At 68.7% G+C, this 25,419-nt stretch carries 22 protein-coding genes; 17 read left to right on the forward strand and 5 right to left on the reverse strand.

What is annotated here, in order from left to right; genetic code table 11:
• Positions 1-61 precede the first annotated feature (61 nt).
• The 9 genes from TY25_RS27955 to TY25_RS41980 all read left to right on the forward strand — a co-directional run bounded on the left by TY25_RS27955 (position 62) and on the right by TY25_RS41980 (position 9,795).
• Positions 62-727, forward strand: a complete 666-nt coding sequence (locus TY25_RS27955) for a TetR/AcrR family transcriptional regulator (RefSeq protein ID WP_042260940.1) — start codon at positions 62-64, stop codon at positions 725-727.
• 490 nt (positions 728-1,217) lie between these two features.
• Positions 1,218-2,267: a 3-oxoacyl-ACP synthase III family protein gene (locus TY25_RS27960; protein ID WP_042260942.1), complete on the forward strand. Its 1,050-nt coding sequence runs from the start codon at positions 1,218-1,220 to the stop codon at positions 2,265-2,267.
• 8 nt (positions 2,268-2,275) lie between these two features.
• Positions 2,276-3,190, forward strand: coding sequence for a beta-ketoacyl-[acyl-carrier-protein] synthase family protein (locus TY25_RS27965; protein WP_042260944.1), 915 nt, complete (start codon positions 2,276-2,278; stop codon positions 3,188-3,190).
• Positions 3,187-4,860 (forward strand): fatty acid CoA ligase family protein, encoded by a 1,674-nt coding sequence (locus TY25_RS27970; protein ID WP_042260945.1) that lies wholly within the window; start codon positions 3,187-3,189, stop codon positions 4,858-4,860. Before TY25_RS27965 ends, TY25_RS27970 begins: the two co-directional genes overlap by 4 nt.
• Complete coding sequence (locus TY25_RS27975) at positions 4,857-5,123, forward strand: hypothetical protein (protein ID WP_042260947.1); 267 nt, start codon at positions 4,857-4,859, stop codon at positions 5,121-5,123. The genes TY25_RS27970 and TY25_RS27975 overlap by 4 nt, the downstream gene beginning before the upstream one ends.
• Positions 5,120-6,169, forward strand: a complete 1,050-nt coding sequence (locus TY25_RS27980) for an NAD-dependent epimerase/dehydratase family protein (RefSeq protein WP_042260949.1) — start codon at positions 5,120-5,122, stop codon at positions 6,167-6,169. The genes TY25_RS27975 and TY25_RS27980 overlap by 4 nt, the downstream gene beginning before the upstream one ends.
• A gap of 31 nt (positions 6,170-6,200) precedes the next feature.
• The gene (locus TY25_RS27985) at positions 6,201-7,400 is read left to right on the forward strand and encodes a hypothetical protein (RefSeq protein ID WP_042260951.1); all 1,200 of its coding nucleotides are present in this window, start codon (positions 6,201-6,203) and stop codon (positions 7,398-7,400) included.
• Positions 7,397-9,511 (forward strand): MMPL family transporter, encoded by a 2,115-nt coding sequence (locus TY25_RS27990; RefSeq protein WP_042260953.1) that lies wholly within the window; start codon positions 7,397-7,399, stop codon positions 9,509-9,511. Before TY25_RS27985 ends, TY25_RS27990 begins: the two co-directional genes overlap by 4 nt.
• Before the next feature lie 83 nt (positions 9,512-9,594).
• Positions 9,595-9,795 (forward strand): hypothetical protein, encoded by a 201-nt coding sequence (locus tag TY25_RS41980; RefSeq protein WP_081869151.1) that lies wholly within the window; start codon positions 9,595-9,597, stop codon positions 9,793-9,795.
• Between the two features lie 16 nt (positions 9,796-9,811).
• Here the strand turns inward: TY25_RS41980 and TY25_RS27995 are convergent, their stop codons facing one another.
• Complete coding sequence (locus TY25_RS27995) at positions 9,812-10,849, reverse strand: NAD(P)/FAD-dependent oxidoreductase (RefSeq protein WP_370466247.1); 1,038 nt, start codon at positions 10,847-10,849, stop codon at positions 9,812-9,814.
• A gap of 227 nt (positions 10,850-11,076) precedes the next feature.
• On the opposite strand from TY25_RS27995, the gene TY25_RS28000 reads away from it, so the two are divergent.
• The 4 genes from TY25_RS28000 to TY25_RS28015 all read left to right on the forward strand — a co-directional run bounded on the left by TY25_RS28000 (position 11,077) and on the right by TY25_RS28015 (position 15,351).
• Positions 11,077-11,826 (forward strand): nucleotidyltransferase domain-containing protein, encoded by a 750-nt coding sequence (locus TY25_RS28000; protein WP_042260955.1) that lies wholly within the window; start codon positions 11,077-11,079, stop codon positions 11,824-11,826.
• Positions 11,827-12,032: 206 nt separating this feature from the next.
• Complete coding sequence (locus tag TY25_RS28005) at positions 12,033-13,073, forward strand: fatty acid desaturase family protein (protein WP_042260957.1); 1,041 nt, start codon at positions 12,033-12,035, stop codon at positions 13,071-13,073.
• Positions 13,074-13,193: 120 nt separating this feature from the next.
• A complete protein-coding gene (locus TY25_RS28010) occupies positions 13,194-14,192 on the forward strand; it encodes a hypothetical protein (RefSeq protein ID WP_042260959.1) in 999 nt (332 codons plus the stop codon).
• Between the two features lie 136 nt (positions 14,193-14,328).
• Positions 14,329-15,351: an NAD-dependent epimerase/dehydratase family protein gene (locus TY25_RS28015; RefSeq protein WP_042261024.1), complete on the forward strand. Its 1,023-nt coding sequence runs from the start codon at positions 14,329-14,331 to the stop codon at positions 15,349-15,351.
• Positions 15,352-15,435: 84 nt separating this feature from the next.
• Here TY25_RS28015 and TY25_RS28020 read toward each other — a convergent pair whose 3' ends face one another.
• The gene (locus TY25_RS28020; protein ID WP_042260960.1) at positions 15,436-16,281 is read right to left on the reverse strand and encodes a S1/P1 nuclease; all 846 of its coding nucleotides are present in this window, start codon (positions 16,279-16,281) and stop codon (positions 15,436-15,438) included.
• Positions 16,282-16,453: 172 nt separating this feature from the next.
• Here TY25_RS28020 and TY25_RS28025 point away from each other — a divergent pair, with 172 nt between their 5' ends.
• Positions 16,454-16,906, forward strand: a complete 453-nt coding sequence (locus TY25_RS28025; protein ID WP_081869152.1) for a GNAT family N-acetyltransferase — start codon at positions 16,454-16,456, stop codon at positions 16,904-16,906.
• 209 nt (positions 16,907-17,115) lie between these two features.
• Here the strand turns inward: TY25_RS28025 and TY25_RS28030 are convergent, their stop codons facing one another.
• Entirely contained in the window at positions 17,116-18,084 is a 969-nt protein-coding gene (locus tag TY25_RS28030) for a type IV toxin-antitoxin system AbiEi family antitoxin (protein WP_081869153.1), read from the reverse strand.
• Between the two features lie 308 nt (positions 18,085-18,392).
• Here TY25_RS28030 and TY25_RS28035 point away from each other — a divergent pair, with 308 nt between their 5' ends.
• Positions 18,393-20,372: an FAD-dependent oxidoreductase gene (locus TY25_RS28035; RefSeq protein ID WP_081869154.1), complete on the forward strand. Its 1,980-nt coding sequence runs from the start codon at positions 18,393-18,395 to the stop codon at positions 20,370-20,372.
• A gap of 186 nt (positions 20,373-20,558) precedes the next feature.
• Here the strand turns inward: TY25_RS28035 and TY25_RS28040 are convergent, their stop codons facing one another.
• Positions 20,559-22,076: an MFS transporter gene (locus tag TY25_RS28040; RefSeq protein ID WP_042260962.1), complete on the reverse strand. Its 1,518-nt coding sequence runs from the start codon at positions 22,074-22,076 to the stop codon at positions 20,559-20,561.
• A 75-nt stretch (positions 22,077-22,151) separates the two neighbouring features.
• Here TY25_RS28040 and TY25_RS28045 point away from each other — a divergent pair, with 75 nt between their 5' ends.
• The gene (locus TY25_RS28045) at positions 22,152-23,060 is read left to right on the forward strand and encodes a LysR family transcriptional regulator (RefSeq protein ID WP_042260964.1); all 909 of its coding nucleotides are present in this window, start codon (positions 22,152-22,154) and stop codon (positions 23,058-23,060) included.
• A gap of 312 nt (positions 23,061-23,372) precedes the next feature.
• Here TY25_RS28045 and TY25_RS28050 read toward each other — a convergent pair whose 3' ends face one another.
• Complete coding sequence (locus TY25_RS28050; RefSeq protein ID WP_042260965.1) at positions 23,373-24,710, reverse strand: aminotransferase-like domain-containing protein; 1,338 nt, start codon at positions 24,708-24,710, stop codon at positions 23,373-23,375.
• Positions 24,711-24,772: 62 nt separating this feature from the next.
• On the opposite strand from TY25_RS28050, the gene TY25_RS28055 reads away from it, so the two are divergent.
• A complete protein-coding gene (locus TY25_RS28055) occupies positions 24,773-25,411 on the forward strand; it encodes a DJ-1/PfpI family protein (protein WP_042261031.1) in 639 nt (212 codons plus the stop codon).
• The last annotated feature ends 8 nt before the right edge of the window (positions 25,412-25,419 follow it).

Here is a 25,419-nt window from a genome sequence, read left to right on the forward strand (position 1 = left end):
TGACATCAACTGCTGTCAACATCACCCGATGTCCACATCCGAGCTGTGAGAAGATGGCGCCATGGCCGCCGAAGACGACGGAGCGATCCCGGGGATGCGCCGCTGGCGCGGCCGGTCCCCCGCCGCTCGGGTTGCCATGCGCCGCGACCAGCTGATCGAGGCGTGCACCGAACTGATGGCGACGATCGGCGCGGCGGAAACCTCGATGCGCGGAGTATGCAGGCAGGCCGGGCTCACCGAGCGCTATTTCTACGAGAGTTTCCCTAATCTCGACGCACTGCTCACCACCGTGCTCGACACCGTGGTGCTCGGCGCCCGGGACCGACTACTCGCGGCGTTACCCTCGGCCCCGCTCGAGCGCGCCGCCATGTTCCGGCACCTGGTCTCCGTGTTCACCGATTACCTCACCGAGGATCGCCGCCGCGGCCGGATCATGTTCGTCGAGTCGCAGGCCACCCCGGTGCTCATGCCCCGCGCCAATCAGCTCATCGGACTATTCACGGCGCCGATCGCTTTGACGATCGGCGCCGGCGACTACACCGATCCCGGACCCGACGAGCACGACAGCGCCCTCAACGCCAGCGCCATCTTCGGCGCCTTGGCCTATCTCTACCGGCCCTGGCTGGACGGCGAGATCCCGGTCTCCCGAGAACGATTCGACGAGCACGCCGCGACCGTGCTGGAAAACGTTGCCCGAGTGCGCTCTTCGGCGGGCTCGGAGACCTAGGCGAAATTCATCCGACGTATCCACCCGGTCCACAATCCCGCGGTGCGCGGGTTCCCTTCGGCCGCAACACAGTTGATGACACGGCAAGTAGCACCCCGGGACAGCTGTCGACCGAGTATCCTGCGTGACTCGCAGTGAAGTCACTCACATCCAGCACCTGTTCGTACTACGCGAAGCGCAGCGGCAAACGAGTTAGCTATAAGTTAGCCATCAGGCGATCACGCCCCGCTTGCGACGATCGGCACAAACCCGGCAGGTGGCAGGCAAACCCGTCGGTGCGTACCGAAAGCGTCCCCAGCGCGGCACTGTCATCGCACCATAGCCAGCCGGTCACCAGTTGGTGATACCTCACGGAACAGATACTTGAAAACGCATGCGCGCCTGGACATATGGGCCGAGGCGATTGTTGTTACCGTCGGGTAGTGTCCGACGCACCGAAGATCAGAGACGATCGCGGAACCGTATTTTCTCCACGATTTCAGGAGCGCGCGTGTCGCATTCTCGATTCGAATCCATCGGCGCCTATCTGCCTTCGAATGTCGTCACCACCCAGGAGCTGCTCGCCCGGCTGCAGGAACCTCCCTCTTTCGATCTCGAGAAGATCACCGGCGTCAAGGAACGCCGCGTGCACGACACCAGGCCGGAGTCGTACGAGGACTCGTTCGCGATCGCGATGAAGGCGGCGCAGGACTGTCTGTCCAGGTCACGCTACGAAGCCGCGGAACTCGACGTGATCATCTCCACCTCGATCACGCGGAGCAACCACGCCACCCGCATGTACATGGAGCCGTCGTTCGCCGGGTCGATAAGCCGCCTTATCGGAGCGAAGAAGGCCATTACTTTCGACGTTTCCAACGCGTGCGCCGGAATGCTCACCGGCACCTACATTCTCGACCGGATGATCCGCTCCGGGGCCGTGCGCAACGGCATGGTGGTCAGCGGCGAGGCCATTACTCCGATCGCCGACACCGCGGTCGCGGAGATTTCCGAGAAATACGATCTGCAGTTCGCCTCGCTCTCGGTGGGCGACTCGGGCGCGGCGGTCGTGCTCGACCAGGCGGTGGACGACGACGACAAGATCCACTACATCGAGTTGATGACCGCCTCGGAGTACTCGCACCTGTGTCTCGGCATGCCGAGCGACAAGAGCCAGGGTGTTGCGCTGTACACCGACAACCGCAAAATGCACAACGAAGACCGCTTCCTTTTGGGCACCAACAGCCAGATCAACTATCTGGAAGCCCAGGGCCGCACCTTCGCCGACGAGAAGTTCGACTACGTCATCCACCACCAGTTCGGCGCGGCCGCGATCCCGTGGATGAACGCCATCTGCGAGCGCGAGTTCGGCACCCCGATGCCGCCCGATCTGCGGGTCATCGAGAAGTACGGAAACACCTCCACCACTTCACATTTCATCGTTCTGCACGACCAGCTCAGCGAGCAGAACATTCCGGCGGGCTCGAAGCTGCTGATGATCCCGGCCGCCTCCGGCATCGTGACCGGCTTCCTGTCCACCACCATCTCGTCTCTGAAGGTCTGAGGTCAGCCATGGGCGTTCGCATCAAATCCACCGGCGTCAGCCGCGCCGAAGACACCAACAGCAGCGTGGAGAACAGCGGCCGCGCCGCGAAGCAGAGCCTGGAGCGGGCCGGTGTCCGGCCCGATCAGGTCGGCGTGCTGATCAACGCCGGGGTGTTCCGGGACTCCAACACGGTGGAACCGGCCGTGTCCGCGCTGATCCAGAAGGCGGCGGGCATCGGCCTCGAATACGCCAAGGACGATCCGCGGACCTTCTCGTTCGACCTGATGAACGGCGCGACCGGCGTGCTCAACGCGGTCGGGGTGGCCACCTCGATCCTGGAGACCGGCAGCGCCGAACACGTGCTGATCGTCTCCGGTGACGCGCATCCGTCGATGACCCGCAAGGCCGCCACCGACGACTTCCCTTATGCCGCTTCGGGTGCCGCGCTGCTGCTGGAGCGCACCGACGAGCCCGAAGGCTTCGGCCGGGTGCACACGGTGAACGGCGAGGGCACGCCCGCGGTCGAGGCCTACGTCGACACCGCGACGATGGGCAGCGTCGGGCGCGGCCTGATGACGGTCGAGCGGGAGCCTGACTTCGCCGCGCGACTGCTGAACGTGGCGGTCGAGGCCGCGCTGGCCGCGCTCAACGAGGCCGGCCACGACGACCTGTCGGGCACCGCCCTGATCGCCTCGACGCCGACCGCCGAGTTCCCGCTGCAGCTCGCGGACGCGCTCGGCATCGACGAGGACGCGGTCCGCACCCCCGACCTCACCGACGGCGACCCGCACACCGCGGCGCTGCCGCAGGCCTACCACCGCGCCGTCGTGGACGAGACGCTGCGCGAGTTCGGACACGTGCTGTTCGTCGCCGCGGGCGCCGGACCGTCGGCCGCGGCGGTGCTGTACCGGCTGCCCGCGCTCGCCGGGGCGACTGCGTGAGTTCGGCCACCTACTGGCAGGCCATCGACCGGTTCCGCGCGTTCGCCCGCGCGGAACCGGATCGCGAAGCCGTCATCTACCCGGTCGGCACGGATGCCGCGGGCCTACCGGCCTACCGCCATATCAGCTATCGCGAGCTCGACGACTGGTCCGAGACCATCGCCGAACGGCTCACCGCCTCCGGCGTCGGGTCCGGCACCCGCACCATCGTGCTCGTGCTGCCCAGCCCGGAGTTGTACGCGATCCTGTTCGCGCTGTTGAAGATCGGCGCCGTGCCGGTGGTGATCGACCCGGGCATGGGCCTGCGCAAGATGGTGCACTGCCTGCGTGCGGTCGAGGCGGAGGCATTCATCGGCATCCCGCCCGCGCACGCCGTGCGCGTGCTGTTCCGCCGCAGCTTCCGCAAGGTGCGCACCACGGTGACGGTGGGCAAGCGGTGGTTCTGGCGGGGCGCGAAGCTCGCGGCGTGGGGCACCACGCCTTCCGGCGGCGCGGTGGACCGGGTGCCCGCCGACCCCGGCGACGTGCTGGTCATCGGATTCACCACGGGCAGTACCGGACCCGCCAAAGCGGTGGAGCTGACCCACGGCAATCTGGCGTCGATGATCGACCAGGTGCACACCGCGCGCGGCGAGATCGCGCCGGAGACCTCGTTGATCACCCTGCCGCTGGTCGGCATTCTCGATCTGCTGCTCGGATCCCGCTGTGTACTACCGCCGTTGATCCCGAGCAAGGTCGGCTCGACCGATCCCGCCCACGTCGCGCACGCCATCGAAACCTTCGGCGTGCGAACGATGTTCGCCTCGCCCGCGCTGCTGATTCCGCTGCTGCGCCATCTGGAGCAGCAGCCGAACGAGCTGAAGACGCTGGCCAGCATCTATTCCGGTGGCGCGCCGGTGCCGGACTGGTGCATCGCGGGCCTGCGCGCGGCGTTGACCGATGACGTGCAGATCTTCGCCGGATACGGGTCCACCGAGGCACTGCCCATGTCGCTCATCGAATCTCGCGAGCTGTTCGACGGTCTGGTCGAACGGACGCACCGTGGCGAGGGCACTTGCATCGGACGACCCGCCGACCGGATCGACGCCAGGATCGTCGCCATCACCGATGACCCGATCCCGACCTGGGCCCGGGCCGAGGAACTGGCCGGTGACCTCGCGCGGTCGCGCGGTATCGGCGAACTCGTCGTCGCCGGGCCCAATGTCAGCACGCACTACTACTGGCCGGACACGGCGAACCGGCAGGGCAAGATCGTGGACGGGGACCGGATCTGGCACCGCACCGGCGATCTCGCCTGGATCGACGACGCGGGCCGCATCTGGTTCTGCGGGCGCAAGAGTCAGCGGGTGGTCACCGCCGACGGGCCGATGTTCACGGTTCAGGTCGAGCAGATCTTCAATACCGTTGCGGGCGTGGCGCGCACGGCACTGGTCGGCGTGGGCGCGCCGGGCGCGCAGCGGCCGGTGCTGTGCATCGAGCTGAAGCCCGATGCCGAGGGCGCCGCGGTCGGGGCGGCGTTGCGGGCCCGCGGAGCCGAGTTCGACCTCAGCCGTCCGATCGCCGATTTCCTGATCCATCCCGGCTTCCCGGTCGATATCCGGCACAACGCCAAGATCGGGCGCGAGCAGCTCGCGCAGTGGGCGGGCGAGCAGCTGGGAGCGCGCGCATGAGCGTGAAAACGACGGCACTGCGGGCGATTCCGCTGCTCGGCTGGATCTATCTGGCGGGCGGGCTCGTCGCGGCCGCGACGGACCGGGCGCCCGCGAACCGGGTGCTGCGCGCCGCGTGGTGGATCGACGCGTTCCTGAGCATCGTGGTGCACGCGGCGCAGATCCGGCCCGCGTTGCGCGCGGCCGAGGGGTCGGGCCGCTCCCCGCTCGAAACGGCCGTACTGACGCAGATCTTCGGAATGACTTGGTGGCGAACGCAATGAGCAAAGTACTGGTCACCGGCGCGTCCGGTTTCCTCGGCGGCGCGCTGGTGCGCAGGTTGATCCGCGACGGCGCGCACGATGTGTCGATTCTGGTGCGGCGCACCAGCAATCTGGCCGATCTCGGCCCCGACGTGGACAAGGTCGAGCTGGTCTACGGCGATCTGACCGATGCCGCGTCGCTGGTGCAGGCCACCAGTGGGGTCGACATCGTCTTCCACAGCGCGGCCCGGGTCGACGAGCGGGGCACCCGCGAGCAGTTCTGGCAGGAGAACGTCCGGGCCACCGAGTTGCTGCTCGATGCCGCACGCCGCGGTGGCGCGTCTGCGTTCGTGTTCATCTCCAGTCCCAGTGCGCTGATGGATTACGACGGCGGCGACCAGCTCGACATCGACGAGTCGGTGCCGTATCCGCGGCGCTACCTGAACCTGTACTCCGAGACCAAGGCCGCGGCCGAACGTGCCGTATTGGCCGCGGACACCACGGGTTTCCGGACCTGTGCGCTGCGACCGCGGGCGATCTGGGGCGCGGGCGACCGGTCCGGCCCGATCGTGCGGCTGCTCGGTCGTACCGGCACCGGCAAGCTGCCCGATATCTCGTTCGGGCGCGACGTGTACGCCTCGCTGTGCCACGTCGACAACATCGTCGACGCGTGCGTCAAAGCGGCGGCGAACCCGGCGACGGTGGGCGGCAAGGCCTATTTCATCGCCGACGCCGAAAAGACCAACGTGTGGGAGTTTCTCGGTGCGGTGGCAACCCGGCTGGGGTACGAACCGCCGAGCCGCAAGCCCAACCCCAAGGTGATCGACGCGGTGGTCGGCGTCATCGAGACCATCTGGCGGATCCCGGCCGTGGCGACCCGCTGGTCTCCCCCGCTGTCGCGCTACGCCGTCGCGCTGATGACGCGCAGCGCGACCTACGACACCGGCGCCGCCGCACGCGATTTCGGCTACCAACCGGTCGTGGACCGCGAGACCGGACTCGCCACCTTCCTGGCCTGGCTCGAAAAACAGGGTGGGGCCGTGGAACTCACCCGCACGCTGCGCTGACCCCCGGCGAAAGCCGCGATCGGAGGCCCTCATGACCAACGACACCGTCTTCCGCAGGAAGATCTCGCCCACCGAGCGGCTGTACTTCTTCACCCGCGAGGTGACGCCGCCGTTCCTGATGCATCTCGCGGTGCACGGCGACGGGGTGATCGACCCCGCCGCCCTGCAGCGCGCCGTCGACGTGGCCTCGGCCGCGAATCCCGGCGCCCGGCTGGTCCGGGACGGAAAGTATTGGGTGGACAGCGGTGTCGCGGCCGCCGTCCGGGTGGTGCCGGACTGGACGCTCGACTACGCCGCGCTGGAGAACGACGCGGTGCTCAACAGTCCGATCGGCCCTTCCCCAGAGCGGACCACCGAGGTGCTGCTGCTGACCGGGGCCGAGACGACCATCGTGTTCCGGGTCTTCCACGGCGTGATGGACGGCATGGGCATGCGCCTGTGGGCCGACGACGTGCTGCGCGCGCTGCGCGGCGCCGAGCCGGTCGGCGCCCCGGACGCGATCGCGGACACCGAATTGGTCGCGCAGGTCGGCGCTCCGGGCAGGCAGACACTGGTGCTGCCGACCTACCGGGCCGCCATCGGCACCGGTCGTCAGGATCCGAACGCGGTGCGCTGGTTGCTGCGGCACCGCACCATCGACGGCACCGGCAAGGGCATCGTCGCGCGGGTCGCGTCGATCCTGGCCGCGGAGGCGGGGGTGAAGTCCCGCTTCATGATTCCGGTCGACCTGCGCCGGCACGATCCCGCGCTACGCTCCACCGGGAACCTGGCGCTGCCGCTGTTCCTCGACGTCCGTCCCGGCGAGAGCTGGGAGTCGGTGAGCGCCCAGATGCGCACCGGCCTGCAGGAGAAGCGCGAGCTGAACCAGCTCGACAACGGTGGCCTGTCGAAGTTCCCGCCCGCCGTCATCCGCGCGGTGCTGCGGGCGAGCAACTGGCTCGGCGCCCGGCACAACCGGAACATGGTCTCCGCCACGGTGTCCCATATGGGCAAGGTCGATCTGGACGAGCTGGCCGTGCCCGGCTGGACACCGACCACGATGCGGGTGCTGCCCCAGCACACCGGTTCGATGCCGCTGCTGTTCGGCATGGTGGAGGTGCGCGGGCGGATCGAGCTGATGGTGTCGGCGCGCAACGGCGCGGGTATCGAAGCGCGGCTGGAGGCATTGCTCGACAAGATCGCGCTCACCCTGGAAGCCGAACTCGCACCGCAAGATTCGCCGGCGCGATGACCGCGTGGGCACGATTCGTCAGCGCCCGGCCACGCACGGTGCTCGCCGTCGTGGTCGGGGCGATGCTGCTGTTCGGGCTGCTCGGCATGAACACCGCCGACAAGGTGAGCGCCGCCGGATTCACCGATCCGCACAGCGAATCCGCCGCGGTCGACCGGCTGGTGCGCGCGCACTTCGGCCCGCAGACCCCGGACGCGGTCGCGCTCTACACCGCACCGGCCGGGCAGACGCTCGACGATATCGGCCCCGCCGTGCAGCAGTCGCTCGCCCGGATCGATCCCGCGCTGCTGCAAAAACCGATCGAAACCTATTGGAACAGTGTGCCGCCGCGCAAACAGTTCCTGCGCTCGGCCGACAACCGGCAGGCCCTGGCCGCGGTGTATCTGGCCGGTGACGACAACCGCCGGGTCGCCGCATACCCGGATATCGAAGCGGCACTACAGGTTCCGGGCATCGACACGAAGCTGTCCGGCTACAGCGCACTGGCCACGCAGATCAACAAGCAGTCCCAGCACGACCTGGTGCGGGCCGAATCCCTTTCGCTGCCACTGACGCTGCTCATCCTGGTGCTGGTATTCGGCGGGGTGGTCGCGGCCTCGTTCCCGGTGGCGGTCGGCGTGCTCGCGGTGCTCGGCGCGATGGGCACCATCCGGGTGCTCACCGAGTTCACCGAGGTCAGCACGTTCGCGGTGAATATCGCCTCGCTGCTCGGCCTGGGTATGGCGATCGACTACGGGCTGTTCCTGGTGACCAGATTCCGCGAGGAACGCGCGAACGGGCGCGAGCTCACGGCCGCGATCGAACGCACCTGTGCCACCGCGGGCCGCACTGTCGCGTTCTCGGCCCTGCTGCTGATCTGTGCGTTCGCGGGCACTTTCGTCTTCCCGCAAGCCGTGCTGCGCTCGCTCGGGTTCGGCGCGATCGCGGCGGTCGCACTGGCGGCCGGACTTTCGCTGACCGTCCTGCCCGCCATGCTCGCGCTGTTCGGCCACCGCATCGGCAAGGCCGCGGAAAAGGATCGGACCGAACGCTTCTGGGGTCGCGTGGTGGACGCCGTGCTGCGCAGGCCGGGTCTGGTCACGGTGGTGGTGGGCGTCGTGCTGGTACTGCTCGCACTGCCGCTGACGGGTGCGAAACTCGGCGACATCGACCATCGCGCGCTGCCCGTCGGCAACGAGATGCGTGCCACCGTCGAAGAACTCACCGCCGGCTTCCCCGCCGCGAGCAGCGGTGTCACCGCCGTCCTGCAGGGTGACAACGGTCCTCCGCAGTCGGCGGCCGTGGACGCGGCGAACACCGCGCTCGGCCGGGTCGAGGGCGTCGGTCAGGTGCTCCAGGTCGGCCGCGCCGACGACTTCGTGGTCTTCCACCTCTTCCTCGACGCCACCGACCGCAGCGAAAGGGCAACGGCCACGGTCGAAGACCTGCGCGCGCTGACCCCGCCGGACGGCACGGCGCTGCGCCTCGGCGGCGATACCGCCGCCACCCTGGACAGCGTGCACTCCATCGTGCGCGGCATGCCGTGGATGATCCTGGTGATGGTGGCCGCCACGGTCGTGCTGCTCGCGGCCGCGTTCCGCTCGATCGTGTTGCCGCTCAAGGCCGTCGCGATGGCCTTCCTGAGCCTCGCCGCCACTTTCGGCGTGCTCACCTGGATCTTCGGCGAGGGCCACCTCGCGGGCGTGCTCGGCGTCAGCCCCGGTCCGCTGGCCGCAGGCATGCTCGTGCTGATCATCGCCGTCGTGTTCGGACTGTCCACCGACTACGAGGTATTCCTGCTGTCCCGCATGGTCGAAGCGCACGCCGCGGGCGCCGACACCGCCGGCGCGGTGCGCGTCGGCACGCTCAAGACCGCCCGCGTCATCACCGCCGCGGCCACCCTGCTGGTCATCGTCACCGGCGCGTTCACGCTTTCGCCGTTGACGCCCATGCGCTTTCTCGGCCTGGGCATGATCGTCGCGCTGCTGATCGACGCCACGCTGGTGCGCATGCTGCTGGTGCCCGCGCTGGTGAAACTGATGGGCCCGGCCAACTGGTGGCACCCGTCGCGCCGGCCGCGCCGGGTGTCCGCCACGGTCGAACGGGTGCAGGAGTCCACTTCGATCGGCTGAATCGCAGGTATTTCCAGAAAGATCGCGCGCCACGCCGCAGCGAAGATTGCAATACATCCGATCACTCCGCAGGCTTGGCACCCATGTCCGCCCCCTGCCCCGCCTGCTCCTGGCCGTCGCCGATGCTCGTCTCCCGGCATGGGGCGGTGCGCTATCTGCGCTGCGTGTGCGGGAGATTCCTGGTGGCGCACGGGGACGGGGTGAACCTGCTGAGCGGCCGAAGTGCTTGCGCCGCACCGAAGGTCGCCGAGCATCTGGAGTTGATTCCGCTGCCCGAAGCCTGACGGACCTCCGAGGGGTTCACAGTCCGTGCCGGTGCGCACCGGTCACCAGCTCGGCGACGCGCGCTTCCATGCGCGCCGAGAACGGATCCTCGATCGCGCGCCGGTAGGCCGCGACGGCCGCGCGGGTATCTGCGCCGACCAGATCGGCATTGAGCTGCGCCGCGGCGAATGCGCCTGCCGCCGCGGCGTTGCCGACCTGCGCCGCCGGATCCGTGACATTGCCCGCGGCCCAGACGCCGGCCGCCTCGGTCCGTCCGGTGGCATCGACCGGGAGGTGCACGCCGAGGCCGGACGGATGCGCCACCGCCCGCAGCCCGATCCCGTCCAGGAAACCGGCGCGCGCGACCATCGTCGGCTGCACGGCGAGCACGGTGCGCTCGACCACCGTGCCGTCGCTCAGGCGGACACCGGTCAGTCGATCGTCGGTGACGACCAGTTCCGCCACTTCGCCTGGCACCACCTTGATTCCGCGCGCCGCGAGCTGTTCGGCCGCTTCGCCGACCGGCGGTGCCGCGGTGTGCGCGAAGAACACGACATCGCTGCTCAACTGCCGGAACAGCAACGCCTGGTGCACCGCCATCGGCCCGGTCGCCAGCACGCCGATGGCCTGGTCCCGGACCTCCCAGCCATGGCAGTACGGACAGTGCACGAGGTCGCGGCCCCACCGCGCGGACAGGCCGGGGATCTCGGGCAGCTCGTCCACCAGCCCGGTCGTCACGAGCAGCCGACGGGCCCGGAACGTGCGGCCATCGGTCAGCGTCACCACGAATCCGTCGGCGGCACCGGTCACCGCATCGACCTCGCCCGCCAGCACCGCACCGCCGTAGCCACGCACCTCCGCCCGGCCCAGCTCGAGCAGTTCGCCGGGCGGCATCCCGTCGCGCGCGAGCAACCCGTGCACGCCTTCGGCCGGTGCGTTGCGCGGGTCGCCCGCGTCGATCACCAGCACCGACCGCCTGGCCCGCGCCAGCATCAGCGCACCGTTCAACCCGGCGGCACCGCCGCCGATCACCACCACGTCGTAGCCGTCTTGCTGTTCAGTCACCGTGACCACCTCCGCTCACCACCATGCGAGCGACCGCACCGAAACCGCAACTTCTGTTGCCATATCGGCAATATCTGCCCGGGCCGAAATCCGGTCGACCGCGGGCCGGCCGCTCGGTACTCTCCGATGCTATGGAGTGATGCCGAGTGCGCCCGCCCGGACAGCGCTGCCGCCGTGTCGGATTCAGCGCGCGGACGGCGCTGCCCGCACCCCGCACTCCGATCGAGGGACACCCCATGACCGATCAAGAATTTCTTTCCCGCGTCGCCGCGCGCCTGGCCGCCCTGCCCGGCACCCGGGCGGTGACGCTCGGCGGCTCCCGCGCCCAGGGCACCCACACGCCCGAGAGCGACTGGGATCTGGCCATCTATTACCGAGGCACGTTCGACCCCCGCGCCCTCCGTGAAATCGGTTGGGACGGTGAGGTATCCGAGCTGGGCGGCTGGGGCGGCGGCGTCTTCAACGGCGGCGGCTGGTTCACCATCGAGGGCCGCAAGGTCGACGTGCACTATCGCGACCTGAACGTGGTCGAACACGAACTCGCCGAGGCCGAGCAGGGCCGATTCCATTGGGAGCCACTGATGTTCCATCTGGCGGGCATCCCGAGCTATCTGCTGGTGGCCGAACTCGCCGTCAACGAGGTGCTGCACGGCACCCTCCCCCGGCCCGGCTACCCGCCGGCCTTGCGTACCGCCGCCCCGCCGATCTGGCGTAACCGGGCCGAGCTGACCCTTCGTTACGCCACGGACGCCTACGTGCATCGCGGCCAGGCCACCGAGGTCGCCGGGTCCATCGCCATCGCCGCGATGGCCACGGCGCACGCGATCCTCGCGGCGCGCGGGGAATGGGTCGTCAACGAGAAGCGGCTGCTGGCCCGCGCGGGCCTGCGCGATATCGATGCGATCGTAGGGCAGTTGACACCGGACCCGGCATCGCTGGCGCAGCGGATCGCATCGGTGCAGCGCATGCTGACCGCCGCGCGCTGACCGCCCACCTGCGACGACATGGTTTCGTCGCCGTCGCGTCACGGAGATGTTCCGCCGCGCGGCCTACCCGTTTGCCTGATCGTGGTTCGGCACGTGCATCCTGTACTCGAACAGATTGAATCCTTTGGATTGCCCGACTGCCGACGAGACCAGTGTCACCGGATGCGGTTCGGCGGACCGTCCCGACGACAGTGAGAGCAGGACCGATGCGGCCTGTGGTGATGGAAGGCGTCGCGGCACGGCGCGGCAGCGAATACGCGGTATTGCTGCGTCGCGTGCGACAGGCCGGGTTGCTCGACCGGCGGCCGCGCTACTACGCGTGGAAGAGCGCGGTGACCGCCGCCGCCTACGTGGGCGGCTGGCTGGTGTTCGTGCTGCTCGGCGATTCGTGGTGGCAGTTGGGCGTCGCGGCGTTCCTCGGAATCATGTTCGCCCAGTTCGCTTTTCTCGGTCACGACGCCGGGCACAAACAGATCTTCGCGAGCCGGCGCGCCAACTATCTGTACGGGTTGATCTTCGGCAACCTCGGAATCGGGGTGAGCATCGGCTGGTGGACCAGCAACCACAACCGCCATCACGCGCACCCCAACACCGAGGACGCCGATCCCGACATCATGGGCGTGCTGGCGCACTCCGGTGCGCGCGCCCGGGCCGAACGAAGTTGGCGGCGGCTGATCTTCCGGTATCAGGCCTGGTTGTTCTTTCCGATGCTGCTGCTCGAGGGCGGCAGTCTGCATTTCGCGAGTGCCCGCGCGGCATTGCGCTGGCCGATCCCGAACCGCCGTGCCGAAGCGGCATTGCTGGCGCTGCACGCCGTGGTCTATCTGGGCACGGTGTTCGTGGTCCTGTCGCCGGTCAAGGCGCTGGTGTTCATCGCCGTGCAGCAGGGGCTGTTCGGGCTGTATATGGGCTGCACCTTCGCGCCGAATCACAAAGGCATGGCGGTACTTCCGGCCGGCGACCGCACCGACTTCCTGCGCAAACAAGTGCTCACCTCCCGTAACGTCCGCGGTGGCGTCTTCATCGATGCGGCGCTGGGCGGCTTGAACTATCAGATCGAACACCACCTGTTCCCCTCGATGCCGCGGGCCAACCTGCGCCGGGCCCAGCCCATGGTCGCCGAGTTCTGCGCCGAGATCGGCGTGCCGTATTGCGAGACCAGCCTGCTCCGCTCCTACGCCGAGGCGCTGCGCCATCTCGACGCCGTCGGCAAGCACACCAGGGCGCCCGCGGAATCCGCTGCCTGACACCGGCTGTCGGGCGATCGACGGACATACACGGCACCCCGGGCGCTGCGAAACTCATCGAGAGAGCTGTGGCGGCGCGCTACCCGCCGCCACGGCAACGCTGCGGTAGGTGAGGTTCCGATGGGATTCTTCGGTCGAAAGTCCGAGCTGCGCACGGGTTTCGAGCACGAGTACGTCACACTGCCCGACCCCGGCCTGCCCGACGCGGAGACCCGGCAGGTGCTGTATCGGGCGTTGTGCGAGATCGGCTTGGCCGACATCGTCTTCGGGCCCGGTGACGTGCGGGAGTGTTTTCGTGCGCTGACCTCCGTCGCACCGGTCTTCCGGAACACCGTCTCCGACAACCGGATGCTCGGGCGCTTTTCTGGCGAGCCGGACGTCTTCTGGTATGCGCTGCAGGGTTCGGCGGGTGCCGCGATCGTGATGTCCTTCGGACCGGAGAGCGAGGACAGCTTCCGGCAGGTGCAGATCGACGGCCCGCTGAGCAGGACCGCGCTGCAAACCCCGTTCGAATGGGGCACCGTGCTGGGCCTCGGCGCCTCGGTGCCGGTCGGTTTCGCGCGGATCTTCGCCGACGCCACGCTGCAACCGCTGTCGGCGCTGCCGGGTCTCGAGCACTTCCGTCAGCCGGACGAAAACGGTTCGGGCGCAGGGTCTCCCGCCGACGAACCGACCATCATGCTGCCGCAACCACCGCCCGAGCTGCCGATCCAGATCGGCTATCGCCTGCTCGCGACCGCGCCGCAGAGCGTCCTGGTGTACTCCGCGGCCACGTTGAGCGAGACCTTCGCCGGGGTGTACTCGGCCGCACCGGTTTTCGGTGCGACGTCGCTCGCGTTCGAGGACGGCTGGGTCGGCGCGTTGCCCGCGCCGTCGGTGCAGTGGTTCGGTGTGGACGGACCCGCCGGGTCCGCCGTCGTGGTAACCGCCGCCACGAGTGCCGATTTCGCTTTCCTGAGCACCGAGGTCATGCCGCAGGTCGGCAGTCTGCCGTCGGCGTTCACCTGCGGTATCGCCGACCGGACCGTCGTACCGCAGTCCTTCGCCCGGCTGTTCACCAGGTCGGACCAGCGCCCGATCTGGGAACTGCCGGGCATGCGGCATCTGCGCCAACCCTGAGCGGATCTCCTTGGCCCGGTGCGTTTCCAGTGCCCATATCGGGCGACTTCGGCGAGCCACCGGCGTAGCGCGACCGGCGGCCGATGCGCGTCCAGTAGGGTCTGCGCGGTCAACGTACCGGACAGTGGAGGACGACATGAGTGAGCTCGTTCTGGTTACCGGCGGAACCGGCTATATCGCGGGGTGGTGCATCGTGTCGCTGCTCGAACGCGGCTACGACGTACGCACCACCGTGCGCAGCCCCGACCGGGAGCCGGCGGTGCGCCGCGCCGTCGCCACGGTCGTCGATCCCGCGGGCCGGTTGAGCTTCGCCACGGCCGATCTGCTGTCCGACGACGGCTGGGCCGACGCGGTCCGCGACGTCGACTACGTGCTGCATGTCGCCTCACCGCTGCGCGTCGACGCCGCAGAGAGTCCTGAAGCGCTGATCGCCGCGGCCCGCGACGGCGCACTGCGCGTCCTGCGCGCCGCGACCGCGGCCGGGGTGCGGCGGGTGGTCATGACGTCGGCGGCGAACGCGGCGAGCCCGTCGTCCTATGCCGCCGAGGGCATCACCGACGAGACGCTGTGGACCGATCCCGACGATCCGACGCTCATCCCCTACCGGCGCTCGAAAACCCTTGCCGAGCGGGCAGCCTGGGATTTCATGGCGACCTACGACGGGCCCACCGAACTCACCACGGTGCTGCCCGGCGCGGTCTTCGGCCCGATCCTGAGCACCGGCACCACGGGTTCGGTCGATATCGTCGAGCGCATGGTGTCGGGCAAGATGCCCGGCGTGCCGCGCATCGGACTCGAGATCGTCGACGTCCGCGATCTCGCCGACATCCACATCAAGGCGATGACCGCGCCCACCGCCGCGGGCGAACGTTTCCTCGCCACCGGCGAATTCACCTGGATGCGCGATATGGCCCGCACCCTGCACCACGGTCTCGGCGCGCGCGGCAAACAGGTGTCCACCCGCCAGTTGCCGGATTTCGCGGTCAAACTCGCCGCCCGCTTCAGCGACGCACCGCTCGGCGAGATCACCCCGGCCCTCGGCCGGCGCAACCGGCACAGCACCGACAAGGCCAAGCGCCTGCTCGACTGGCAACCCCGGCCCGCCGAGCAGACCGTCCTCGACTGCGCCAACAGCCTGATCGCGCACAGCGGCGCGTGAGCGCGTCCGGCCCGCACCGGCGCGGCGGTGTGGGCCGAATCCGGCTCGGGCACAGCCGGACTCACGATCCGAGCAGTCCGGAACTCAGGACTGCGAAGACCCCGAACCGAGCACGTCCGGTGCGCCGAGCACCGTGTTCAGCAACTGCCCGAGCCGCTCCCCCGCGAGCCGCAGCCGGTTCTCGGCCACCGGCAGGAACTGCTGGGTGTACTCGTCGCCGATGGTGGACGAGGCCGGATAGAAGCCGGGCGTGTTCACCACCCGGCAACTGTCCTCGGCCCATTGCACCGGATCGCTGTCCGGCTGCGCGGGCGGCAAGGCGGGCGCGGGCAGCGCCAGCAGCCGTTGCAGCTCCTCGGCGTCGCTCGCGTGCCGGGTGTCGAGCAACCGGCTGTCCCATACCGAATGCAGGTTGGTGGCCTTGCCGAGGTAGGTGACCCGGAACTCGTTGCCGCCGCGGTCGCGGGCATACCCGGCGTGCAGCGGCTGGTGGATGTCGCCGACGAAATGCACGACGAACTTCAGCGCCTGCGCGCGCTCGGCGTCCGCGCGCGAGCGGTCGGCCAGGATCTTCGTCTGCGCGCGCAACGCGTCGACCACGTTGTCGCCGTTGTTCCCGTTCACCGCCGCGTCGTAGACGCAGCCGTTCTCCCCGATGTTCACATAATGCCACGGCGCGGAACGTTTCCCGAGGTCCGGGTCGTCCCGGCGCACCTCGTCGGCCCAGTTGGCCACCCCGGCCAGCGTCGGATCCGCCTCGCCGGCCAGCAGCCGCGAGACCTGATCCCGGGCCGCCGGGTCGAGCCGGAGGTCGGCGATCGCGCCGACCGTGTTGTGCCCCTGCACGCCCCACGCGTTCGCGGGCGGCGCAACGGCGAACAGGATGGCTCCGAGCGCACACACGCCCGCTAGAGCAGCTCTACCTCGCATCGAGAAGAATCCTTTCGACCAGCGTCCGATGGCCCCGACCGTGCACGATCCCTACGGCTCAGAGTCTCCGCGACAATTTCCATCCAGAACTGAACACCGGATAAACAGTGTGCGACAAGACCGTCGCCCACGGTGCCCGAATTGTCGGTGCCCACTGGCACACTCGGCGTTCATGGGCGAAACGATTCGGCTGCGCGAGGTCACTCCCGCAGACCTCGACCTGTTCTTCGAATACGAGCAGGACCCCGAGGCCCTGCGTCGCTCGCGCTTCACCCCGCGCGACCGTGCCGCTTTCATGACGCATTGGGCGACCACCGTGCTCGGCGACCCCACCGTTTTCGTCCGCACCGTCACCGTCGACGGCGAAACCGCAGGCAACATCGTGTCCTGGTGGCGCGAAGACCGCCGCTTCCTCGGCTACTGGCTGGCCCGGACATACTGGGGCCGCGGTGTCGCCACCCAGGCCCTCCCCCTATTCCTGGCCTGCGAAACCACCCGCCCCCTGTGGGCCGACCCGCATGCCGCCAACACCGCCTCGGTCCGCCTCCTGGAAAACCACGGCTTCCGTCACACCGGATCAGACTGGAACGGTCCAGACGAATACGCCACCCTGGTCCTCGAATAGCCCGAACCCTGCCCGTACCCGTGAATCCTGCGCCGAACGATCGACGGAGCGGAACGACGATTCGCCTGCCACAGCAGGTCGGGAACCCACAGAGCTGTCCGCACCGAACCCGACAGGTGCGTGACCACCCCCTCCGCTTCGATTACGTTGCCACCAACCGATCCCGCGCACTCGACGTCATCCTCGGCGCACACGCCGCCCCAGGTCGATCACCCACGACGCTCACACACCCGATTCTTGCTGGACGCACGATCACCAGGTAATGGTGGCGGAACGCTCTCGGCCGATGCCGCCACCATTACCTGGTGATCACTCGTCCAACCCTGGGCGGCGAGTGCGGCGCGGACGCGATCCAGCACGACGTGGGGGCGCTGGCGCAGGAGGGTCGCGTTGACGCGGACCACGCGCCAACCGACGGACTCGAGTGTCGCGATGCGGTCGATGTCCTTGGTGCGTTGCGCCGGATCGGTCCAGTGCTGGATACCGTCGTATTCGACTGCGACGCGCCATAGGGACCAACCCATATCGACGCGAGCGGGGAACTCGCCTGCACCGTTCCGAACCACCAACTGAGTTGTCGGCCTGGGCAATCCGTTGTCCATCAACAGCAGGCGAACGTGTGATTCGGGCGGCGATTCGGCACCGCCGTCGAGGACCTCGAGCACGGTGGGCAGGCGGTGCACACCGCGCGCGCCGGGATGGGCGCGGGCAACGGCCGCGATCTCGGACGGTACCAATCCGGTCGCGGCGCACAAGGCATCGAGGACCGGCACCGCTTCGTCTCGGGCCAGCCGACGGGCTAGGTCGAAGCCGGTTCTGGCCGGAGTCGTCACCCGAAACCCCGCCACCGCACAACAATCGACGGAATCGAGCTCGGCTTGAACTACGCGGATCCCGGCGGGAGCCTTGTAGTGACCGGGCCGCGCGATCTCCGGCAGTTGCTCCGGGTCCAGCCAGCGCGTGCCGTGCAGCGCCGCCGCCGAGTACCCGACCAAGACACCGCTCCCCTTTGCCCAGTGCCCTGCTGCCCGAGCGCGCGTGACAGCGTCCAGTGCGAACCCCTTGCGCAGATAGACATCTGGGAACAGCCGCACGAAGTCGTGGCGAAGTTCCCACTGCGAGACCAGCCCGGCCTGCCGCGCCCAGGACCCTGGAAATGGTTCATCGAGTGCCCCCATGTCCGAGCACTATGCACTCCCCCACCGACAGGTTCCCGCGTGGCGAGACGCACCACTGCGTGGCCGGGCATCAGCCACCGGCGCACCCGATTCTTACTGGACACACGATCACCAGGTAATGGCGGCGGAGGGCTCTCGGCCGATGCCGCCACCATTACCTGGTGATCACTTGTCCAATCCAAAGTAGGGCTGGGAAAGTTGGGGGTTTCTGTTTCAGTTCGGGAGGATGCGGGGAATTTGGGGATTTGTGGTGTGGGGTATGGGGATTCCGTGATACTTGGGTGATGGCACAACGGGGTGACAATGCGATGAATGCGGATTCGGAGCCCACTCTCGCGGGGCAGATCATTGTGGGTGCGGGGACGGGCAAAATACCGTCGAGCGTGTTGATCGTGGGTGCAGGGATCGCCGGACTCGCTGCGGCGCAGGCACTTCGGAAGCTCGGGCATCCGGTGACCATCGTGGAGGCGCGGGACCGGATCGGAGGGCGGATTTGGACCGATGCGGATGGGGTCGATCTGGGGGCGCATTGGATTCATGGCACGGAAGGGAATCCGCTCACCGAATTGGTCGAAGAACTCGAGATCCCGTACAGCTATGTCGGCGGGGACAGTTCGTACACCGGCGGATTCGACAGTTTGACATTGTTCGGACCGGATAGGCTGATCGCCCCCACCATGGCGAAGAACCATACACTCGAACTCGCCGACAAAGTCCTGCACGAACTGGAACAGCGCGCCGAAATCGCGCGCAGGCGCGGACATCCGGATATGCCGTTGGCGAGTGTGGTCGATCGGATTCTCGCCGAGGCGAATTACGATCACGCCGATGAACAAGCAATTCGGTATCACCTCAACGTGATTCTGCGCGAAGACGTCGCCGAGGACGCCGGCAAGCTCTCGTTCAAGTTCTGGGAGGACGGCTATCGCGTCTACGGATACGGCGACAGCGTCCTGCACCGCGGCTACCGGGCGCTGGCGGACGCGCTCGCCGCGGATCTGCACATCGAACTGGGAACCATTGTGCGCCGGGTGGATACCGGCGACGGCTCGGCACCGGTGCGGGTGTACACCGACAAGGGCTGCCGCGAGGCGGACAAGGTTCTGATCACCGTGCCGCTGGGCGTGCTGAAAGCGAACGAGATCGAGTTCGTCCCGCCCCTGCCCGAGGCCAAACGCCGCGCCATCGACGCCCTGGGCTTCGGCACGCTCAACAAGATCGCCTTGCATTACGACGAAAGATTCTGGCCCGCCGAGCAATACGTGTTCGGCTACCTGTGCCGGGAGACCGACAGCTACCCGACCGTAGTGATCAGCATGTGGAAATCGCACGGTAAACCGATTCTGGTGTTGCTGCTCGGGGCATCGCTGGGCCGGGCGATGGAGAGCTGGCCCGATACCCGGGTCGAGGAATACGCGAGTACCGTGGTCCGGGACATCTTCGGGGCCGAAGCCCCTGCGCCCGAGCGTATCTCCCGTACGGCATGGGCGGCGGACCCGTTCGCGCACGGGTCGTACGCGTGCATCGGCGTCGACGCCTCCCCGCGCGATCTCGACACCCTGGCCGAACCGGTGGGCGCACGCCTGTTCTTCGCGGGCGAGGCGACCAACAGCTTCCATTGGGGTTGTGTGCACAGTGCGTACGAGTCGGGGCTGCGGGAGGCGGCGCGCATTGCCGACGCTCCAGCGATCTACCGCCCGCCCGCCACCGAGACATCGCGTAGGCAGCGCCGCGATATCGAGCGGATGAAACGCTTCGCCCGAATGCGCATGAGCCACCTGGGTTTCGAACAGCTCCGGGAGCGCGTGGCATGTCTGGCCGAGGGTGTCGACCCCTTCGGCGTGCGGCTGTTCGGCGCCCTCGTCGACGCCGATCTCGAGACCTTGGCATCGATGTTCGACGAACTCACCTACGCGCCGGGCGATCCGGTCTGCCGGGAAGACGATGCCGCGCACGGCGTCTACGTGGTCGCGGCGGGTGCGGTCGAGGTGGACTTCGGCGGCATCTACGATCGCGCCGTGCTGTCGCGCGGCAGCGTGCTGGGCGGTCACGACCTCTTCTTCGATGCCAGAACCACTTCCGTCACGGCGGTGACGCCGGTCCGCCTCTACTACCTCGACCACTACCGCTACAAGACGTTCCTCTACGCGTTCCCCGACGTCATGATGATGATGCTCGCCGACCTCGTCACGCGCTGGGAACAGTTGGAAGAGGTCCTCGGCAGCGAAACACTCACCGGCGCCCGCCGCCTCCTCCAGGCCCGCCGCACCGGCGATCTCGCCTCCTGACATCGACCTGTCCAGGATTGGACGAGTGATCACCAGGTAATGGTGGCGGCACCCTCTCGGCCGATGCCGCCACCATCACCTGGTGATCGGTTGTCCAGGACGTCCGGGTAGTGGGCGCGGCGAATTGCGCCGGATCCCAGGGGCCGAAGCGGTTCCGGACAAGGCGGCGCGGTCAGAGTGGGTGTGTCACGAAGCTGACCGCGCGTGCGCGCGCCGCGACAGCAGTGACTCCAGGACGACGAGTCCGCCGAGGACGAGTACGGTCATGCCGATCACCCGCAACCCGAGGTCGGCGCTCGAGACGAACGCCGCCACCACATCGCCGGACCGCTCCGGCGTGGTCACGGCCAGCGCCTGAGCCACGGTGTGCGGGGCGTGGCCGGCGCGAAGGTCCGGCGGTAGCGCGGCGGCGAACCGGGCGGTGAGCACCGTGCCGATCACGGCGACCCCGAGCGCACTGCCGAATTCTCTTGTGGTGGCCTGCAATCCGGCGCCCACCCCGGCCTGCGCGTGTGGTAGCGAACCCGCGATCGCACCGGACAGCGTCGGCAGGGCCAGCGTCAGTCCGACACCCGTCACGACCAGCCACGCGGCGTAGCCGACGTAGGGCGTCTGCGCGCTACTGGTGGACAACCCCAGCAGTCCGCCACCGACGAGTGCGAACGCGAGCGCGACGGTGGCGTCGAGGCCGATGCGCGCAACCAGGCGACCGACGTAACGCGCCCCGAAGAGCATCGGGATGGTCAGCGGCAGGATGCCCAGTCCGGTGAGCAGCACGCTGAATCCCTTGCCGTACTGCAGGAACGAGGCGTTGACGTAGAACAGCGCGAACATGCCGAAGAAGACCGTGGTCATGCCGAGGCAGGCGCTGCGCAGGCGCGGCAGGCGGAACAGCCGCGGATCGAGCAGTGGGTGTTCGACTTTCAGCTCGACCACCGTCCATACAGCGAAAAGCACTGCCGCACATACGAATCCAGCGATTACTAGACCACTTCCCCAGCCTGCCTCGGGTCCTTCGACGATACCGAGCAGCAGCGCGACCGACGCGCCGACCAGCAGCAGCGTGCCGAGCGGGTCGATCCGGCGTTCGTGCCGCGCCGAAACCGGTGCCACCCGGGCGGCCAGCCCGAGCAGCAGCAGGGTGACGGGCACGGCCGCGAGGAACAGCCAGCGCCACGATCCGCCCGAAAGGATCGCCCCGCCACCGACATTGCCGATGACACCGCCCAGGCCCGACATCGACGCCCAGGTCGCGATCGTCGCGGGTTTGCGGTCGGCCGGGACGGCGTGCAACAGGACGGCGAGCGTGTTGGGCAGCACGGCGGCGGCGCCGACACCGGTGATCGCCCGCCCGACGAGCAGGATCACCACACTGGGCGCGATAGCCGAGAGCAGCGCGCCCACCGCGAACAACCCGAGGCCGGCGAGCAGTACGCCCTTGCGCCCGAACCGATCTCCGGCGGCCCCACCGGGAATCACCAAGCAGGCGAAGAAGATCACGTACATGTCGACGATCCAGATGAGCGCCGAGGCTGATGGGTGCAGCTCGCTTGCGGCGAGCATGGGGACGGCGAGATTGGTCGCGGCGATCATCCCGACGACGAGCGCCACACAGGCGCACATGACGGCGAGCAGGCCGCGTCGCCCGCTGGGCCGGGTCCGGGCAGTCGAGCCGCGCTCGCGGAGCAGAACATTCGATGACATAGCCCGAACGCTAAGTACGCAGGCAGTATGCATGCCACGCAACATCAGTAACAACTATTTGCGTACGATGCAACCATGCCTCAGCAGCTCGACCTCAACCTCCTGCGCGTGTTCGACGCACTGCTGCAAGACGGCAGCGTCACCGCCGCCGCCGAGCGCCTGCACCTGTCCATTCCGGCGACGAGCCGGGCGCTGGGCCGGTTGCGCCGGGCGATGCAGGACCCGATTCTGGTGCGGGCCGGGCGCGGACTGGCGCCTACCCCGTTCGCGCTGCGCACCGCGCCGCGGGTGCGTTCGCTGCTCGACGAAGCGGCCGCGTTGATCAGCGCCGACCGCGAGATCACGATCGCGGAACTGGAGCGCACCTTCACGATTCGGATCAACGACGGCGTGGCCGCGACGCTGGCGACGGCGGCGGTCGAGGCCACCTCGGCGGTGGCGCCCGGTGTGGTGCTGCGTTTCGTCGCGGAGGGTAGCGAGAGCGCCGAGGCGCTGCGTGACGGCTCGGTCGATCTGGACATCGGCGCGGGCGAGGTCGCGGCGCCCGACATCCGATCGGCGCTGCTGTATCGCGAACGGGTGGTCGGCATCGTCCGCGCCGACAGCCCGCTCGGTCTGGACGGCGCGCCGACCTTGTCACAGCTGTGCGACTATCCGCACGTCTCCGCGTCGCGCCGAGGTCGGCAGCGCGGCCCGCTGGACGACGCGCTCGCCGCGGCCGGCCTGCAACGCCACGTCGCCGCCGTCGTGCCGACCTCCGCGGTGGCCGCGTTGCTGGTCGCGACGAGTCACTACGTCGGACTGGTCCCCCAGCGCCTCGCCGAGGAACACGGTCGCACCCTCGGCCTGCGCTGGTTCCCGATCCCCGCCGCCCTGCCGGACGTCGAGGTGCGCCTGCTGTGGCATGCCCGCCTCGACGCCGACCCGGCCCAGCGCTGGTTACGCGACACGATCCGCACCGCGCTCCACGCCGACGCGGAGTAATCCCGCTGCGCGCCTTACCTTCCCAGCGACAGCCTCCGGCCCGCGGCATCCCGCGCTCGCCGCACCACAGGCAACGCGACCTGCGACCCGCCTACAAGCGGTGTGGTCGTCGACGAGCTGTTCCACTGTGGTGAGCGCGCAGCGTCCCCGTGCGCGCCCGACCCCGCCCGCCAGGCAACGCGACCTGCAGCACATTTCGACGACCTGTCTCACCGCGGTGGGCACAGCGCACAGCGTGGCCAGGAACGGCGTCCGGCACGGCATCCCCGCGCCTGACCCCGCCCACCACGGGCAACGCGACCTGCCGCACACCTACAGATAGGTGTGGTCATCGACGACCTGTCGCACGGTGGTGAGCGCGGCGCGCAGGGTCGCCGGATCGGTCGAGCCGAGGGCGAGGCGCAGGGCGTGCGGCACGTGCCGGGTGATGGCGAACGGGTCGGCGGCGGACACCGAGATCCGTTCGCGGGCAAGGGCTGTCACGACCCGATCGGCTCGGACCTGCTCGGGCAGCGGCAGCCACAGGAAATAGGCGGACGGATGGCCGAGCAGCGGCAGTCCCGCGAGCACGTCGCGCGCGATCGCCTGCCGGGCGCGCGCGTCGGCGCGCTTGCTCGCCTCGAGCCGGGTCACGGTGCCGTCGTCGAGCCAGCGGCACGCGATCGCCGTCATGACCGCGGGCGCGTTCCAGGTGGTCGCGCGGATCGTGCGTTCGAGCGCGGACACCGATGCGGGCGGTGCCGCGACGAAGCCGACGCGCAGCCCCGTCGCGACGCTCTTGGAGAGTCCGGAAACGTACACGGTGCGGTCCGGCGCGAGCGCCGCCACCGGAGGCGGCGGCCGTACGGCGGAGAACGCATACGCCGCGTCCTCGATGACGAGAAGCCCGTGCCGGCGGGCGATTTCGGCGAGCCGCTCGCGCTGCTCCAGCGGCAGCACCCAGCCCAGCGGGTTGTGCACCGTCGGCATCGTGTAGACGGCGCGCACCCGTCGTGCCGCGCAGAGCCGCGCCAGCGCGTCCAGATCGGTGCCGTCTTCGGTCGCCGGGATCGGCACCGATTCCAGATGCAGCGTCCGGGCAAGGACCTTGAAGCCCGGATAGGTCAGGGCGTCGACCGCGACCACGTCGCCGGGGCGCAGCAGTGCCATCGCCGTGGCGGCCAAACCCTGCTGTGCGCCGTTGACGATCAGCACCTGGTCGGCCGTCACCGGCACACCGCGTCGCTTCAGGTGCCGCGCCACCGCGGCCCGCTCGTGCGGGCGCCCGGCATGCGGCTGGTAGCGCAGCAGGGCTTCGATATCGCCGGATGATGCCAACTCCCGCAACGCGTTTCGCAGCAGATCCGGCTGGCCGGGCAGTGCCGGATAGTTGAAGTTGAGGTCCACCACGTCGGTCGCGACGGCGCGCTGGTCGATGCCGTGGCCGGGCGGCAGCGCGAGTTCGCGGACGAACGTGCCGCGTCCCCGCTCACCGCTCACCAAGCCCATCGCTGCCAGCTCGGTATAAACCTTCGTCGCCGTCGCCAGAGCCAGCCCTTCCCGCGCCGCGAGTTCCCGGTGCGTCGGCAACCGGGTACCCGGCGATATCCGGCCCGCGCGGATATCGGCCGCCAACCGGTCCACCAGAGCCTTGTATCGCGAGACCGCCACGCCCGAATTGTATGCAGGACAATTCTTTGATTGTCCTGCGCACGGCGACATACGGTGCCGAGATGCACATCGCCATTCTCACTTTCGAGGGCTACAACGAACTCGATTCGCTCATCGCGCTCGGCGTACTGAACCGAATCCAGCAGCCCGGCCGACGCATTTCGATCGCCTGCCCTACCGAGCGGGTCCGTTCGATGAACGGCGTGGTGATCGAATCCATGGCCACGCTCGAAGAGGCGGCCGCGGCGGACGCGGTGATCGTCGGCAGCGGGTCCCGCACCCGCGAAGTCGTCGAGGACCGGGCGCTCATGGCCCGGCTGCGGCTCGATCCGTCCCGGCAGCTGCTGGCCGGACAGTGTTCGGGGACCTTGATTCTGGCGAAACTCGGGCTGCTCGACGACATTCCCGCCTGCACCGACCTGACCACCAAACCGTGGGTGCAGGCGGCCGGGGTGGACGTGCTCGAACAACCGCTGTTCGCGAAAGGCGATATCGCGACGGCGGGCGGCTGCCTCGCCGCGCACTATCTCGCGGCCTGGTTGATCGCCCGGCTGGACGGCATCGGGGCGGCCGAAACCGCCTTGCATTACGTGGCTCCCGTCGGCGAGAAGGACGAATACGTGCGCCGCGCGATGCGAAACATCGCGCCTTATCTGCCGATGGAACCGGCCACCCTCGAGGCGGGTGTGCGCGCGCACTAATCTCTGGG

The sequence above is a fragment of the Nocardia brasiliensis NBRC 14402 genome, from assembly GCF_000308475.2.
GTDB lineage: Bacteria > Actinomycetota > Actinomycetes > Mycobacteriales > Mycobacteriaceae > Nocardia > Nocardia brasiliensis.